We start from the raw sequence: 17413 nt of genomic DNA on the forward strand, positions 1-17413 counted from the left end.
AGTTTTTACTTTTCCTCGCGGCTGTGAGTAACCAGCCAACAGTTGTGGATCTGACGATTACGGGCAAAGTCTTCTGATTGCGTCTGTGCTGTTATCTCTTTCGCTTCCAGCCCTAACGCCTCTATCCCGGCCAAATCCATCTGGAAACCACGCTTATTGTTAGAGAACATGATTGTCCCCTTACGGCGCAGTAACCGTTTAAGTTCTTTCATCAGCACTAAATGATCGCGCTGAACATCAAAAGTCGTCTCCATACGCTTGGAGTTGGAGAACGTCGGTGGATCAATAAAGATCACATCGAATTGCTCATCGGTGTTACTCAACCAGGAGAGGCAGTCGGCCTGAACCAAGCGATGCTGCTGGCCAGTTAAGCCATTGACCCGCAGGTTCTTCTCCGCCCACTCCAGATAAGTGCGCGACATATCGACGGTAGTGGTACTGCGCGCCCCCCCCAGCCCTGCATGGACACTGGCAGTACCGGTGTAAGCAAACAGGTTAAGAAAGTCTTTACCTTGGCTCATTTTACCCAGCATCTGGCGGGCAATCCGGTGGTCAAGGAACAGACCGGTATCGAGGTAATCGGTCAGGTTAACCCATAGCTTGGCGTTATATTCACTCACCAGCAAGAATTCACCTTTCTGCGCCAATTTCTCGTATTGGTTTTTACCTTTTTGCCGCTCACGCGTTTTCAGCACCAATTGATTTGATGGCAGATCCAACACCGCAAGGGTGGCATTAATCACATCAAATAAACGCTGACGGGCCTTCTGTGCATCAATCGTTTTCGGTGGCGCATATTCCTGCACTACCACTTTGCTACCATAGCGATCGACTGCCACATTGTAATCCGGCAAATCGGCATCATACAGACGGTAGCATTCGATACCCTGCTGCTTAGCCCACTTATCCAGCTTTTTCACGTTTTTACGCAGGCGGTTGGCGTAGTCCTCTGCCACCTGGAAACCCGCAGCACCTTGCGGATTTGCCGTCAATTGATAGTTTTTCTGTACACAATCCAACGGGCCATTTTTGGCTTTAAATTCGCGTTCTGCGCGTAATTGCAAGCAGCTCAGTAATTCCGGCGAGGCACTGAACAGTGACAAACGCCAGCCACCGAACGCTGCTTTCATAATACGGCCAAGCATATTGTGCAACGCAATCAATGCCGGTTCGCTTTCCAACCGTTCACCGTAAGGCGGGTTACTGATAACAGTGCCCACCGGCCCTTCCGGCAATGGATTCACCAACTTGCTGACATCGTTGGCATTAAAGGTAATCAGCTCTAATACCCCGGCACGACGGGCGTTAGCCCGCGCCATTTCAATCACCCGACGATCAATATCTGAACCAAAGAAACGGGACGACGTTTCCTGCAAACCCGCACGGGCGCGAACCTGCGCTTCAGTGGTCAATTCATGCCAAAGCTCTTGGTTGAAAGCACTCCATCCGGTAAAGCCCCAATGTGAACGATGCAGGCCCGGCGCACGATCAGAGGCCATCATGGCGGCTTCAATCAGTAACGTGCCAGAACCGCACATTGGATCGACCATCGGCGTGCCAGGCTGCCAGCCAGAACGCTGGATAATCGCCGCTGCCAGGTTTTCTTTCAACGGTGCCTGACCCGTTAGATCACGATAACCACGCTGATGCAGACCTTCACCACTAAGATCAAGCGCCACACTGGCCATATCCCGTTGCAGGAAAACATTCACCCGGATATCCGGTTGCTGCTTGGCAACCGTCGGGCGCTGATCTAACTTGCGGGTAAAGCTATCCACAATGGCATCTTTTACTTTCAACGCGCCGTACTGACTGTTGCGGATCTCGTCATTCACGCCGCTAAAATGTACGGCAAAGGTTTTATCCACACCAAAAATTGACGGCCAGTCGATCGCCTGCACCCCAAGGTACAAGTCTAAGTCACTGTAAACTTTAAATTCGTTAAGCGGTAACAAAATGCGCGAAGCCAATCGGCTCCACAGCAAGCTTTGGTACATGAGTCGATCGTCGCCCTGAAAATGTACCCCACCCTGTACTATTTTACAGTCGTGAGCGCCCAACGCTTCGAGTTCGCTTTTTAACAGTTCTTCCAGTCCACGCGCCGTGCTGGCAAACAGAGAGTTCATATCGCACTATCACCAAAAAGAAAATTGTTGCGCATTATAGCTAATCCCAGCAGCTTGTCATAAAGTTGCTCCTTCTTATTTAATACTCGCACGGAGGCAATGGTGATTACCCTCTCCCGACTCTACGTTCATCCAGTCAAATCCATGCGCGGTTTGCAGCTTTCGCATGCCCAAGTCAGCAACAGCGGTCTGGCGTTTGACCGTGTATTTATGATTACCGAACCGGATGGTACTTTCATTACTGCGCGTCAGTATCCGAAGATGGTGATGTTTACCCCCGCCTTAATGCCAGACGGTCTATATCTCACTGCCCCCGATGGCGAGAGTGCCAGTATCCGCTGTAATGATTTTTTAGCCAATGCAGAACCGACCGAAGTTTGGGGAAACCATTTTACTGCGTTAATTGCCCCATCAGCTATCAACAACTGGCTCAGTGGCTATTTTCAACGCGAAGTGCAATTACGCTGGCTTGGCACTGAATTAACCCGTCGGGTAAAACCGATACCAGAAATCCCGCTTTCCTTTGCTGATGGTTTTCCTTACCTGCTGATCAACGAAGCCTCGTTTAAAGCATTACAGCAACGTTGTCCTGGCAGCATTAAGCTGGAGCAATTTCGACCCAATTTAGTGGTCACCGGTGCCAGTGCATTTGCCGAAGACAGTTGGCAAGTTATTCGTGTCGGCGATATTACCTTTGATTTAGTTAAGCCATGCAGCCGCTGTGTGTTAACCACAGTCAGTGTGGAGCGTGGGCGGAAACACCCAACCGGCGAGCCATTAAGAACACTACAGACATTCCGAACTGCGGAGAATGGTAATATTGATTTTGGCCAGAATATGGTGGCCAGAAACAGCGGTATTATTCGGGTCGGTGATGACGTAGAAATTCTGTCAACCAAACCTCCACGACCTTATCGTGCAGGAGCAGTAGTTGAAAGCCTTGCTACGCCGCTGGATCAATCCAAAGCAGTAACCATTGAATATAACGGCATTCGCTTTAACGGCAATAATCAACAGGTATTGTTGGAGCAATTGGAACAGCAGAATATTCGTATCCCATATTCATGCCGTGCCGGAATATGTGGGAGTTGCAGAATTACGTTACTTAATGGTGATGTGGCACCATTAAAACAAAGTGCTGTTGGCAATGACGGAACAATTCTTTGTTGCAGTTGCATTCCCAAAGGGAATATTACCCTCAGCGGTAAATAAGATAATCCCGATGAGCGCAACTAACAACCCTACGGCGTCAAGTACGAAGAGTATTATACCGCTCTGTCGAAAGCCGGAGCAGTGTAAATCTCTTCGATGACCAGTGGCAACAAACGGTCATTCATTATCTTAATTGCATCACCTAATACCATCTGCCGCCCGGCTAATACGACTTGTGATTGTGCTAATAAACACAAACTCGCGGAGTCACCTGACTCAACGACTAACAAGCGCATATCTTCACCACTATCCAATACTTTCACTAATGCCAGTTCACCATTTTGTGGTGTAAGCGTTTTAGGTTGTTGTGCAAAATACCAGCTCTTGGGCATTAATGGTTTTAAGAAACGAAATGCAATCAGAGCATTTAACACTAATTCTGAACGCTGTTCATGGCTCAGTTTAATTTGGCGGCATTGGTCTTCAAATTCAAAATAAAGCGCCGCATCGTCAACACAAAAAGCAGATTCATCGAAAGCGTCTGGGGTCAGCATTTTAGACGGGAAACGCGAGCGAAATATCATACCATTAGCTAAATCCAACATGAGTCGATCGTGTTCGGTATCAAAATACCAACGCCATTTATCATCTGGTTTAATCCGCATATTTTTCTTCCCGCCATAATGCCAACATCATTGACTGAGTTTCTGACCCATCAAGTGGGACTAATTTCATATAAGGCTTTCGCTGTATATTTAATCTACCGAAGTAAAATATAGACGAGCCGGAGGAAGAAATAAACCCCCCGGCCAGTAATGATGGTAAATAATTAGATATGAGTGACGATATTTTTAATCAAACCTGGCCCACGGAAAATAAATCCAGAATAAATTTGAATCAATGAAGCACCGGCAGCCATTTTTTCTCGAGCGGCAGTTACAGAATCAATTCCACCCACACCGATAATGGGCAGACGCCCTTGTAGTTCTTGCGATAAGCGACGAATCACCTCAGTGCTACGTAATTGTAATGGTCTACCACTTAAACCACCGGCTTGCTCGCAATAATTTAATCCCTGAATTAGAGAACGGTCTAAAGTTGTATTAGTGGCAATAACACCATCTATATTATGACGAACTAAACTGTCGGCTATTTGGATCAATTCTTCTTCGGTAAGATCCGGCGCGATCTTTACCGCCACTGGAACATACTTATGATGCCGCTGATGTAATTCAGTTTGTTTGTTTTTAATTGCCGCTAATAAATCATCCAATGCATCACCATACTGTAGGGATCGTAATCCCGGAGTATTGGGTGAAGAGATATTAATCGCAATATATCCAGCATAAGGATAAATTTTATCCATACAAATCAGGTAATCGTCTTTACCTTGCTCTACCGGCGTATCTTTATTCTTGCCAATATTAATACCTAAAATACCGCCGAAATGTGATTTTTTGACATTCTCAATTAAGTTATCAACCCCGTGATTATTAAATCCCATACGGTTGATCAAACCTTCGGCTTCAACGATCCTGAACAACCTTGGCTTATCGTTACCTGACTGTGGCCGTGGCGTCACAGTCCCGACTTCGATAAAACCAAACCCCATTGCCCCTAGAGCGTCAATACACTCGCCGTCTTTATCCAATCCCGCGGCCAAACCTAACGGATTTTTAAATGACAGGCCCATGCAGCTCACCGGCTTAGTTGGCACCGACTGGCGAACGAAAAACTCGAGCGGTGTGCCGGTAACACGTTTTAACTGGCGAAAAGTGAATTCATGGGCACGTTCCGGATCAAGCTGAAATAGTGCTTTTTTGACGAGTGGATAGTACATGTAATCTCCTGACCGGCTTTCAACCTATGGATAGACGCGGGAATGGTAAATTCATCTATCAGGAAAGTAAACGATTGCTAAGTAAAGAATATCTGACTTAACTATATTGATAACAGAGTGTTAACAATCTATAGGCAAGAATAAATGGACGTAAAAAGCGGAGAGCATAACTGCCCTCCGTAATATGAAGATAAGGCTAGTAGGCGGTATTATTGATTGATTCAATCATTATACAGCCAATGCCTTGCTTATCTTCTCGTACAAATCACCGGATAAGTTATCCAGTGTTTTCAATTGCTCCAATGCCTGACGCATCAAAGCCTGACGCCCGACATCGTAACGCTTCAGTCTAATCAACGGTTCGATCAACCGCGCAGCCACTTGTGGGTTACGGTTATTCAAATCACTGAGAATTTCCACCAGGAATTGATAACCGCTACCATCACTGGCATGGAATGCGGCCGGATTACCGGAAGCAAAACTACCGATCAATGAGCGGGTCCGATTTGGATTGCTCAAGCTAAATGCCGGATGCTTAAGCAAAGCGCGCACTTGAGTCAGGACATCAGCCGCCGGACTGGTTGCTTGCAGAGCGAACCATTTATCCATAACCAAACCATCATGGTTCCAGCGCACATCAAAGGCAGCCAATAACTCATCGCGACAAGGCAACTGCGCGGCAACGGCCGCTGCCAATGCCGCCAGTGAATCCGTCATATTATCTGCCTGATGGTATTGTGAAGAGACCAGCTTGTTAGCAAACTCTTCATCCGCAAAGGCCAAATAATGCAGGCAAATATTGCGTAATGCCCGCTTAGCAATATCACCATGTTCAATACGATAAACTGGGGTTATATTCGCCACGTATACGGCCAACAGCTCATCAGCTAATGCCAGCGCCAGACAACGTGTAATGGCGTCATGCACCGCACTGATGGCCTGCGGATCAATTGAGGTAAATAGCTCCGCCATTTCATTTTCTGACGGCAATGTCAGAATCTGTGCTGCCAGTGCAGGATCAAGGTTTTCATCAAGCAATATTGCGCGGAAAGCATCTGCCACGTGATTTGGTAAACTCAACGGCTGTTTCTGCTGGTACCTGGCAACATTAAGCTTGATATAGGTTGCCAGTAAACTTTGCGCTGCATCCCAACGGGAGAATTCATTGCGCGCATGCTGCATCAAGAAGGTAACTTGCTGATCACTGTAAGTATAATCCAGTTTTACCGGTGCGGAGAATTCACGCAGTAGCGATGGGATCGGGGTATGTTCGACGTTATCAAAGGTAAAGGTCTGCTCAGACTCCGTCACATTCAAGACATGATGAACCGGTAAACCCTTTTTCTGTAGCGCGATCACATTGCCTTTACTGTCATATAACTCAATATCCAATGGAATATGCAATGGCAGTTTTTCAGGCTGGTCTGCGGTGGGTAAGGTTTTCTGGCTAACGTGTAGATGATATAGCTGCTTTTCAGCATCATAATCATCACGCACTGTCAGTATTGGGGTGCCAGATTGGCTATACCAACGACGGAATAAGGATAAATCAACATTAGATGCATCTTCCATTGCCTGCACGAAATCATCACAGGTTGCTGCACTGCCATCATGGCGCTCAAAATAGAGCTGCATACCTGCCTGGAATTGCGATTCACCCAGCAGCGTGTGCATCATACGGATAACTTCTGCACCTTTCTCATACACCGTAAGGGTATAGAAGTTGTTCATCTCGATGACTTTATCCGGACGAATGGCATGGGCCATCGGACTGGCATCTTCCGCAAACTGTGCGGCACGCATTACGCGCACGTTTTCAATGCGACTCACCGAACGTGAACCTAAATCAGAACTGAACTCTTGATCCCGGAATACCGTCAACCCTTCTTTCAAGCTGAGCTGGAACCAATCACGGCAAGTCACTCGGTTACCGGTCCAGTTATGGAAATACTCATGTCCAATAACTGCTTCAATATTCAGATAATCTTTATCTGTCGCCGTCTCAGCTTTAGCCAGAACATATTTTGAGTTAAATACATTCAAGCCTTTATTTTCCATGGCTCCCATATTGAAGAAATCAACCGCAACAATCATATAAATATCGAGGTCATACTCCAGACCAAAACGGGTTTCGTCCCATTTCATGGAGTTTTTCAGAGAAGTCATTGCCCAGTCAGCACGATCTAAATTACCCCGGTCAACAAAAAGCTCCAGCGCCACTTCGCGGCCGGAACGGGTAATGAATTTATCGCGTAGTACATCAAAATCACCGGCAACCAGTGCAAACAGATAACAAGGTTTCGGGAATGGGTCTTGCCATTTTACCCAATGACGGCCATCTTCCAGAGAGCCTTGCCCCACAGGGTTACCGTTGGAAAGCAAATATGGATAAAGCGATTTATCGGCAACGATGCGAGTAGTGAAACGGGCAAGAACATCAGGACGATCTAAATAATAGGTAATATGGCGGAAACCTTCAGCTTCACACTGCGTACACAACGCGTTACCGGAAAGATACAACCCCTCAAGCGCGCTATTGGTTGCAGGGTGAATATCATTGACGACTGTCAGGGTGAAATGCGCCGGTAATTGCTCAATTATCAGCGCGTTATCTTGTAGACGATAATGAGGCCATGCTTGCCCATCTACGCTGATACTGATTAGCGTCAGATCTTCACCATTAAGAACCAGTGGCGTTACTTCTGTTACCTGGCGTTTGACCTTACTCACCGCCGTTACCGTCGTTTTTTGCGCATCCAGTACGAAGTCCAGATCGATATCGGTGATAGTGTAATCCGGCGATTGGTAATCGTGACGGTATTTAACTTGCGGCTGTTGTGTCATAGAAACCCTTTTGACGTCATCAGTGAATATAGTTATCAGATCTGTATTAATCGTCGTTGAGGGCCAGTATCACGGCGACCAGAATATGACTACCAGCCAGTGAGCCTCAGACTTAGATAGGTTTTCAATGTATCACAATTGTAAAAAAAACCTAGATGAGAGCCGGTGCTTCTACGGTAAATACGCATTGAATGTGCTTTTTTCGAGCCGTCTCGCAACGCCATTGTCTTATTGCATTTTTTATATAATTCCCTCCTATTATCTAGATAGCTAAAAACTGACCTTAATTGGATTGATCGTTTAACAAAATACCGTTTTCACCGCTAATGGCACGTTTAATCCTAGACCTCTGATTAGAATTTATGGTGTGATGAAGCTTCAATAACAAGATAATACCGGTATACTCCTGCAACTTTATAGACTATGCCGACTGCGGAAAATGCGCCTACAAGGATGCTGTATAACGCCATGACCCAAGACGCCTCACCGATTTTGACTTCATTGCTTGATACAGATGCTTACAAGCTTCATATGCAACAAGCCGTGTTCCATCGTTATCGCAATATTACCGTAGCCGCTGAATTCCGCTGCCGCGGCGATGAACTGTTGGGCAAATATGCCGACGAAATTCGCCACCAGATAACGCTGATGAGCCAATTAGCATTGACTCATGATGAGTTTCTGTACCTCTCAGACTTACCTTTCTTCCAGAGTGACTATCTCAATTGGCTACGGGAGTTTCGCTTTAATCCTGAGCAGGTCACCGTATCGGCGAGTGGCGGTAAATTAGATATTCGTATTACCGGTTTATGGTGCGAAACGATTTTATGGGAGGTACCGCTGCTGGCGGTTATCAGTGAAATTGTCCACCGTCACCGTTCTATTAATGTCACGACAGCTCAGGCCATCAAACAACTGCGCAGCAAACTTCAACAATTTAAAACACTCAGTGCTGATGTTGATATTAGTCACTTTAAATTAATGGACTTTGGTAGCCGTCGCCGTTTCTCACGCAATATACAGCATGCCATTGTCAGCAGCTTAAAAGACCAGTTCCCCTACCTTGTCGGTACCAGTAACTATGATTTGGCACGCAAGCTGTCATTAGCGCCAGTCGGTACTCAGGCCCATGAATGGTTCCAGGCTCACCAGCAGATAAGCCCGGTACTGGCCAACAGCCAACGGGTTGCACTACAAGTCTGGTTAGATGAGTATCCGCACCAACTTGGGGTCGCCTTGACCGACTGTATTACCATGGATGCATTCTTGCGTGATTTTGATGAAAAATTCGCCGAACGCTATCAGGGGTTACGTCACGACTCTGGTGACCCGTTCGAATGGGGTGAAAAAGCTATCGCCCATTATGAAAAACTGGGTATCGACCCTATCAGCAAAACATTGGTATTTTCAGATAACCTGGACTTGGAAAAAGCCTTGTCGCTATACCGTCATTTCTACCAACGGATTAAATTGGTGTTCGGTATTGGTACTCGCTTAACCTGCGATATTCCTGGGGTTAAGCCACTCAACATTGTGATTAAACTGGTTGAGTGCAACGATAAACCGGTCGCTAAGCTTTCCGATAGCCCTGGCAAAACTATTTGTCATGACCCGGCTTTTGTTGATGAGTTACGCGAAGCGTTTGCCCTGCCACTGGTAAAGAAAGCCAGCTAGTTTGCAGCACCGGATTGCACCTTTGTCGATGAATAACTGGGTAGCTAATACTGCCCAGTACTCCATTTTAGTTGTACGTTTTACCCGCATACCCTTCCCCCAATTAAACTCAGCTCTGATTTGTGCCGCCTTTATTAAGGATAATGATAGAAATGTTGATCGGATCCGGTGATTTCTACTTGTGTCCTGCACTGCCACAAGTAACATAGCGATATCCCCATTTCTTTGGGTTGTTAACTATTTCGATATCAAAATTATCCAAAACTATTAAAGAGAGAAATCTATGAGCGTAGTGCCTGTAGTCGACGTACTGCAAGGCCGTGCTGCGGTTGACAGTGAAGTCACCGTACGCGGTTGGGTGCGTACCCGGAGAGATTCTAAAGCAGGTATCTCCTTCGTTGCCGTTTATGACGGTTCCTGCTTTGACCCGTTACAGGCCGTCGTAAATCATACTTTGCCTAATTATCAGGATGAAGTGCTGCATCTGACTACCGGTTGTTCCGTGGAAGTGACCGGAACGGTAGTGGCATCACCAGGCGAAGGCCAACGTTTTGAAATTCAGGCAACGGCTATCAACGTGGTGGGCTGGGTTGATGATCCCGATACCTACCCTATGGCAGCAAAACGTCATAGTATCGAATACTTACGTGAAGTGGCTCACTTGCGCCCACGAACTAACCTGATTGGCGCGGTTGCCCGTGTTCGCCATACATTGGCACAAGCGATTCATCGTTTCTTCGATGAGAACGGCTACTTCTGGGTTTCTACTCCACTTATCACCGCATCCGATACTGAAGGTGCCGGTGAGATGTTCCGTGTATCAACTTTAGATCTGGAAAATCTGCCACGCACTGATACCGGTGCGGTTGATTTCAGCGAGGACTTCTTCGGTAAAGAAGCCTTCCTTACTGTATCCGGTCAGCTCAACGGTGAAACCTACGCCTGTGCGTTATCCAAAGTTTACACTTTCGGCCCAACCTTCCGTGCAGAGAACTCCAACACCAGTCGTCATCTGGCTGAATTCTGGATGGTTGAGCCTGAAGTCGCATTCGCTTCATTAGATGATGTCGCCGCTTTGGCGGAGAAAATGCTGAAATACGTTTTCCAGGCGGTACTGAATGAACGTGCCGATGACATGACGTTCTTTGCCGAGCGGGTAGATAAAGATGCCGTCGACCGGTTGCAACGTTTTGTCACCTCAGACTTCGCTCAGGTTGACTACACCGATGCTATCGAGATCTTGCAGGCATCAGGTCAAAAATTTGAGAACGACGTGTCTTGGGGCATCGACTTGTCTTCTGAGCATGAGCGTTATTTGGCTGAGAAGCACTTTAAAGCACCGGTCGTGGTCAAAAACTATCCGAAAGACATTAAAGCTTTCTATATGCGTATGAATGAAGATGGCAAAACCGTTGCGGCAATGGACGTACTTGCGCCGGGAATTGGTGAGATCATCGGTGGTTCACAACGTGAAGAACGTTTGGATGTATTGGATGCACGCCTGGCAGAAATGGGCCTCAATAAAGAAGATTATTGGTGGTATCGTGATCTGCGTCGCTACGGCACAGTACCGCATTCAGGTTTCGGCCTTGGATTTGAGCGTTTAATCTCCTATGTAACCGGCGTTCAAAACGTTCGGGATGTCATCCCATTCCCACGTACTCCGAGAAATGCCAGCTTCTAAGTTCGTCATTTAGAAAAAAATTATATCGTTGCATAAATAAAAGCCAGCTCAGCTGGCTTTTGTCATTTTTAAAGTTCGATCTAAGTCACAAAGTTCCCTTATATTTACATTTAGTAACACATAGTTTCCCACTGAAACATATTCAGGTAATTGGTAGCATTTTCGGTCTGGATTATAAACCCTGTGAATGGAACACTGCGTTCAGACACAGACGACACCAAACTCTCAACAATAGTTCCATAAAAATTATTGGCGGCAGTGGCAGGTGTCCGAATAAAACCAATGAGGGTAATAATAATGATGAAGCGCAATATTCTTGCAGTAGTAATCCCAGCATTGTTAGCAGCTGGCGCGGCTAATGCAGCAGAAATCTACAACAAAGACGGCAACAAACTTGACCTGTACGGTAAAGTTGACGCGCGTCACCAGTTCTCTGACAACGCTGGCCAAGACGGCGACAAATCTTATGTTCGTTTCGGCTTCAAAGGCGAAACTCAAATTACTAACGAACTGACCGGTTACGGCCAGTGGGAATATAACGTTCAGGCGAACAACGCTGAAGGCGCCGACGCTCAAGATGGCAACGCAACCCGTCTGGGCTTTGCTGGTCTGAAATTTGCTGAATTCGGTTCATTCGACTACGGCCGTAACTACGGCGTAATCTATGACGTTAACGCATGGACTGACATGCTGCCAGTGTTCGGTGGTGATTCAATCTCCAACTCTGACAACTACATGACTGGCCGTTCTACTGGCTTGGCTACTTACCGTAACACCAACTTCTTCGGTCTGGTTGATGGTCTGAACTTTGCTCTGCAATACCAAGGTAAAAATGACCGTGGTAATACTGGTGATGCGCTGACAGAATCTAACGGTGACGGCTTCGGTATCTCTTCTACTTATGATATCGGTTACGGCGTGAACTTCGGTGCTGGTTACTCTACAGCTAACCGTACTACTGCTCAGAAAGATGCTCACCTGGCTAACCTGACATTTGCTGAAGGCGATAAAGCTCAGGCATGGAACGTTGGTGCTAAATTCGACGCAAACAACGTATACTTGGCTGCAATGTATGCTGAAACTCAGAACCTGACTCCATTTGGTCACAATTCAGTTGCTAACAAGACTCGTGACATTGAAATCACTGCACAGTACCAGTTCGACTTCGGTCTGCGTCCATCTCTGGGCTATGTTCAGTCCAAAGGTAAGGATCTGAACAACAATACTGATGACAATCATGATCTGTTGAAATATGTTTCTGTTGGTACTTACTACGCGTTCAACAAAAACATGACCACCTATGTTGATTACAAAATCAACTTGCTGGACGAAGACAACTTCACCCGCGCTAACGGTCTGAATACCGACGACGTTGTTGGTGTTGGCTTGGTTTACCAGTTCTAAGTCAGACTTAACCAGGCAGTTTCTCTGCTGACGTAAGTTGGAAAAAAAGACAGGGCTTCGGCTCTGTCTTTTTATTTTTATCCTTAGTTAATTTAGGGATATTACGCTACCAATAGGTCTATTCTGCCGATTTTTCACCCCGAATCCCCCCGTCTCACAACATTCATTTCTTTTTGTCGCAAACGGTTGGCAAAGGCAGCAACTGGCGCTACCCTGATGGTTCTGTTTGCTTAACGCTAAGCCATGGAAGCCTCTGACATGTTTGAAAAAATCACTGCTGCACCTGCTGACCCAATTCTGGGCCTGACCGATATTTTCCGCGCGGATGACCGCCCTCATAAAATCAACCTGGGGATCGGTGTCTACAAAGACGAAACCGGTAAAACGCCGGTGCTGACCAGCGTGAAGAAAGCTGAGCAGTATTTGCTGGAAAATGAAGTTACCAAAAACTATTTGGGTATTGATGGCCTGCCGGTTTTCGCCAGTTGCACACAGGAACTGTTGTTCGGTGCCAACAGCGCTATCATTAATGATAAACGTGCTCGTACCGCGCAAACTCCTGGTGGTACCGGCGGGTTACGTATTGCCGCTGATTTTATCGCCCATCAGACCAGCGCCAAACGTGTCTGGGTCAGTAACCCAAGTTGGCCAAACCATAAAAACATTTTTGCCGCTGCTGGTCTGGAAGTCGTTGAATATGACTATTATGATGCTGCAAACCATGCACTGGACTTTGATGGGCTATTAAATAGCCTGTCAGAAGCCCAGTCAGGTGATGTGGTGTTGTTCCATGGCTGCTGCCATAACCCAACCGGTATCGACCCAACAGAAGCCCAGTGGAGCCAATTGGCGGAACTGTCTGTTGCTAAAGGTTGGTTGCCACTGTTTGACTTTGCCTACCAGGGTTTTGCCAAAGGTCTGGAAGAAGATGCTCAGGGTCTGCGTATTTTCGCGGCAACACATCAAGAACTGATTGTTTGCAGTTCTTATTCGAAAAACTTTGGTCTGTATAATGAGCGTGTCGGGGCTTGCACCATTGTTGCTGCTAGCAGCGAAGTGGCTGATGTCGCTTTCAGCCAGGTTAAAGCCGTTATCCGTGCTAACTATTCTAACCCACCCGCTCACGGTGCTTCAGTAGTTGCCACCATTTTGAGCAACCCGGCACTGCGTGCAATTTGGGAACAAGAACTGACTGATATGCGCCAGCGCATTCACCGTATGCGTCAGTTGTTTGTTAAAACTTTGCAGGAAAAAGGCGCGAAACAGGATTTCAGCTTTATCATTAACCAAAATGGTATGTTCTCGTTCAGTGGCCTGAGCAAAGAACAAGTCCTGCGTCTGCGCGATGAATTCGCTGTTTATGCCGTTAACTCTGGTCGGGTTAACGTTGCAGGGATGACACCTGGCAACATGGCACCACTGTGTGAAGCTATCGTCGCGGTGCTCTAATTAAGTTTCAGTGAGCTAATGGTCAAAAGGGTGTATTAGGCACCCTTTTATTTTGACGCATATGCCAAACCAAGTAGATGTTAATGAAACATATATTTGGCAAATTCGCTCATCGGCATCGGTCGCCCATACATATAACCTTGCAGATAATCAACATTATGGGCCTGTAAATAGCGCATTTGTGTCTCGTTCTCTACCCCTTCAGCAATAGTCTGTAATCCCAGCCGGGTAGCCAAATCAATCACATTATCCACAATGTGGCTCGACAGCGCATCTGAGCCGATCATGCCGACAAAACTTTGGTCAATTTTCAGGAAATCGACTTTAAACTTCTGTAAATAAGTCAGACTTGAATGCCCAGTGCCAAAATCATCAATAGCAATAAACACCCCCAAGGTATGAAGTTCTGCAAATAATCTGTCAGTAATTTCATCTGTAACAATCAATTTTCGCTCAGTCAATTCCAGTGTGATATTAATTTTATTTCCACCAAAAGCCTGAATGAAATTACGGCAATCATCGACCAAGCTCAGGTCGTGGCAATGATTCGCACTGATATTAAAACCGAAGTGGAAACCTTCAGGCAGTTGATTGACATGAGGAGCAAAAGCCACGCTGACTTGCTGCATCATAGACCGAGTCATCGGCACGATAAGTTCACTGTCCTCCGCCATCGGAATAAATTTATTCGGTTGAATTAAGCCATGGCCGGGATGCTGCCAACGCATTAATACCTCGCATCCAACCCAACATTGCTCTTTACCTGACACAATAGGTTGCATGTAAGGAATAAATTCATTGTTATCCAATGCCTGTTTTAATACCTGCGTCGGTGATACAGCCCTGCCTGATAACCAAAAAACAAGGGTGGCAGAGCCAACACTCATTAAGATGAAGAAGATCAGACTGCCTTGATTATATTGCCAAGCATAAGCCCTATATTGCTGGTTAGAAAGCGTGGTACTTAATGAATAAGCATATTTTTCTGAAGCCAGATATAAAGGCTCACTTCCTGCGGGAGGCTTACCTGAATGTACAACACCCGTCGCATCCATCCATTTATCGCCCACTCTCAGTTGTAACTCAATATCGCCACTCAGTAAGTTAAGAATACTGCGCAAGTAATAACCATCGACAGCGACCAGTACGCTGTAATCACCCCGTACATGCCGGTAGACCATCAAAGCACGATCAGGCGTGACATCATTACCGCCCATTAATTCTAATTGACCATTTATAAACATAGCTAAATCAAACGGAGTTGTAAGCGGACCATATATTGAGGAGCAGTAAATATTACCGCCCTTAGTCAAAGAGACTGACCGAACATCGGGTATTAGTACCACTTGATCCCGTAAATTCTGCACAACGTCTAAACAGGGTTTCCCTAAACCAGTTTCGACCTGAATGGCCGCATGTTGCAAATTATTAAATATCTGATCAAACCGCGCTCTACCCTGTAATAATTTAGTCTCCGCATCCTTATGCATATTTGCTTTTGTTTGCGCATAAATCACTATTGCGCCCACCAACAGAAATAAGAGTAATACTATGCAAGAAAAACCCAGCCGGGACAGGAGTTTATTCAGTCTGAAACGACGAAATGGCATAGTGGATTCCATTAAAAGGCGCTCGCAATACTACGAAATAAAGACGACAGTAAAACTATTCCAGCCCCATAACTCAAGGTTTAAGGCTCACAAAATGTTTTAACTATCGATTAAATATAACGTAAAAAGGCACCTGAATGGCGCCTTCCTTGATATTCCCTCTATTTATGATGCTAATAAACGGCCATCATCACCAAACCGCCGGTTCTTCACGGATAAACGGGTTAGTCTGCCGTTCGTGACCTAATGTAGACATTGGGCCATGACCGGGAATAAATGTTATATCATCGCCCAAAGGCAATAATTTGCTACGGATGGAATTAATCAGTTGCTGATGATCACCACGCGGGAAATCACTGCGCCCAACCCCACCATTAAAGATAACATCACCGACCAGTGCCAGGCGGCCTGATTGATCAATAAAGACAATGTGACCTGGCGTATGCCCTGGGCAATGCAATACCGACAACTCAACTTCACCGACGGTGATTTTGTCACCCTCTTCCAACCAGCGAGTCGGGGTAAAGGCTTCACATTCACTTAGCCCAAACATTCTGCTTTGAGCTGGCAACCCTTCTAACCAAAAAGTGTCTTCTTTTTCAGGGCCATAAATAGGTACCTGAAAATGTGCGGCTAACTCAGCGGCAGCACCCACGTGGTCAAGATGGCCATGTGTCAGTAAAATCTGGCTGACCTTAACCCCTTGACGGGTAACTTCAGCCATGATCTTGGCAGCATCACCACCAGGATCCACCAATGCAGCTTGCCCTGTTGCCTCACACCAGATTAACGTGCAATTCTGGCTAAAGGCCGTTACCGGAATTATTTGATATTTCATAGAGCTCCAACCCCAATACACTCATCAATATATTCAAGGTATTGGCATAAAAATGCAAGTTACCAGGTTCGTGTTGGCCCGGTATCAATATGCACAAAGTTACTGCGAGGATAATATCCTACACCACCCGCACGCATTTTTAATGCCGCTTTGCGAATATTGCTCAATTGAATACCTTCAATATGAAAATCCATCGCCTGCCCCTTAGTGTGGTAGCTGTGCTTGGCCACACCCCGACTACGCTCACGCAGTTCATTATTGGTATCAAGCGAACGGTAACCTGAAATAAGCTGTACCGGTTTAGTTGTTCCGAGAAGCACCTGGAGACGGTATAGCTGATCAAACAGACGGGGATCGATGTTTTTCACTTTATTGGCACGGTAGTCGCGGAATATATGGTTTAAGCGGGAAAGTTCATCTTTGTTATAGCCCCGACCATCAAAAAATTCGGCTTTTATGGACTCGCCTGTATTGAGATTATTCAGGGTCAAGATCCGTGGGCGAGGAGTAGAAAGGGTAGCGAATGCTTGCCCTGGAAGCAGCGATATACCCAGCGCTACCCCGCCTAACGTTAGCCATTTACGGCGATAATTATCAATTTTATCCATGATCTCTGTTAATACCCGGCAAAAATGTCAAAAGAAAGCACTAAATGTGCCGTCACGAACCATAACCGCCTACGGAAAACCAGTCAACCTGCATTCACTGTGAGTTTAGGTTCGGTTATAGGGAACCCCTATTTGGAGTCCCCATTCGACAACCCGATATTAAGACCATTAGTTATTGAGTTTT

The 17413-nt window shown here is 46.2% G+C and carries 12 protein-coding genes; 5 read left to right on the forward strand and 7 right to left on the reverse strand.

Annotated elements, in window-relative coordinates; all coding sequences use genetic code 11:
* Positions 1 to 5: 5 nt before the first annotated feature.
* Entirely contained in the window at positions 6 to 2126 is a 2121-nt protein-coding gene (rlmKL, locus tag AEP37_RS03125; RefSeq protein WP_049609705.1) for a bifunctional 23S rRNA (guanine(2069)-N(7))-methyltransferase RlmK/23S rRNA (guanine(2445)-N(2))-methyltransferase RlmL, read from the reverse strand.
* A gap of 99 nt (positions 2127 to 2225) precedes the next feature.
* Here rlmKL and AEP37_RS03130 point away from each other — a divergent pair, with 99 nt between their 5' ends.
* Positions 2226 to 3338 carry a YcbX family protein gene (locus tag AEP37_RS03130; RefSeq protein WP_082170667.1) on the forward strand — a complete coding sequence of 371 codons (1113 nt, stop codon included), beginning with the start codon at positions 2226 to 2228 and terminating at the stop codon, positions 3336 to 3338.
* Between the two features lie 53 nt (positions 3339 to 3391).
* On the opposite strand, the gene AEP37_RS03135 is transcribed toward AEP37_RS03130, so the two are convergent.
* From AEP37_RS03135 to pepN, 3 genes are all read right to left on the reverse strand, one after another.
* A complete protein-coding gene (locus AEP37_RS03135) occupies positions 3392 to 3943 on the reverse strand; it encodes a cell division protein ZapC (protein ID WP_049609707.1) in 552 nt (183 codons plus the stop codon).
* A 164-nt stretch (positions 3944 to 4107) separates the two neighbouring features.
* Positions 4108 to 5118, reverse strand: coding sequence for a quinone-dependent dihydroorotate dehydrogenase (pyrD, locus tag AEP37_RS03140; protein ID WP_049609710.1), 1011 nt, complete (start codon positions 5116 to 5118; stop codon positions 4108 to 4110).
* Positions 5119 to 5346: 228 nt separating this feature from the next.
* Entirely contained in the window at positions 5347 to 7962 is a 2616-nt protein-coding gene (gene pepN / locus AEP37_RS03145; protein WP_049609714.1) for an aminopeptidase N, read from the reverse strand.
* Positions 7963 to 8430: 468 nt separating this feature from the next.
* On the opposite strand from pepN, the gene pncB reads away from it, so the two are divergent.
* From pncB to AEP37_RS03165, 4 genes are all read left to right on the forward strand, one after another.
* On the forward strand, positions 8431 to 9636 hold the full coding sequence (gene pncB, locus AEP37_RS03150; protein ID WP_049609934.1) for a nicotinate phosphoribosyltransferase: 1206 nt from the start codon (positions 8431 to 8433) through the stop codon (positions 9634 to 9636).
* Between the two features lie 283 nt (positions 9637 to 9919).
* Positions 9920 to 11320 carry an asparagine--tRNA ligase gene (asnS, locus tag AEP37_RS03155; protein WP_049609717.1) on the forward strand — a complete coding sequence of 467 codons (1401 nt, stop codon included), beginning with the start codon at positions 9920 to 9922 and terminating at the stop codon, positions 11318 to 11320.
* 300 nt (positions 11321 to 11620) lie between these two features.
* The gene (gene ompF, locus AEP37_RS03160; protein WP_049609937.1) at positions 11621 to 12724 is read left to right on the forward strand and encodes a porin OmpF; all 1104 of its coding nucleotides are present in this window, start codon (positions 11621 to 11623) and stop codon (positions 12722 to 12724) included.
* Between the two features lie 258 nt (positions 12725 to 12982).
* Positions 12983 to 14173, forward strand: coding sequence for an amino acid aminotransferase (locus tag AEP37_RS03165; RefSeq protein ID WP_049609720.1), 1191 nt, complete (start codon positions 12983 to 12985; stop codon positions 14171 to 14173).
* An 80-nt stretch (positions 14174 to 14253) separates the two neighbouring features.
* On the opposite strand, the gene AEP37_RS03170 is transcribed toward AEP37_RS03165, so the two are convergent.
* The 3 genes from AEP37_RS03170 to AEP37_RS03180 form a co-directional block, all read right to left on the reverse strand.
* Positions 14254 to 15795: an EAL domain-containing protein gene (locus AEP37_RS03170; protein ID WP_331462900.1), complete on the reverse strand. Its 1542-nt coding sequence runs from the start codon at positions 15793 to 15795 to the stop codon at positions 14254 to 14256.
* A 178-nt stretch (positions 15796 to 15973) separates the two neighbouring features.
* The gene (locus AEP37_RS03175; RefSeq protein ID WP_049609725.1) at positions 15974 to 16621 is read right to left on the reverse strand and encodes an MBL fold metallo-hydrolase; all 648 of its coding nucleotides are present in this window, start codon (positions 16619 to 16621) and stop codon (positions 15974 to 15976) included.
* Positions 16622 to 16680: 59 nt separating this feature from the next.
* Positions 16681 to 17229 carry a YcbK family protein gene (locus AEP37_RS03180; RefSeq protein ID WP_049609728.1) on the reverse strand — a complete coding sequence of 183 codons (549 nt, stop codon included), beginning with the start codon at positions 17227 to 17229 and terminating at the stop codon, positions 16681 to 16683.
* Positions 17230 to 17413 lie beyond the last annotated feature (184 nt).

Origin of the sequence: Yersinia pekkanenii (genome assembly GCF_001152565.1) — a bacterium.
GTDB classification, from domain to species: Bacteria; Pseudomonadota; Gammaproteobacteria; order Enterobacterales; family Enterobacteriaceae; genus Yersinia; species Yersinia pekkanenii.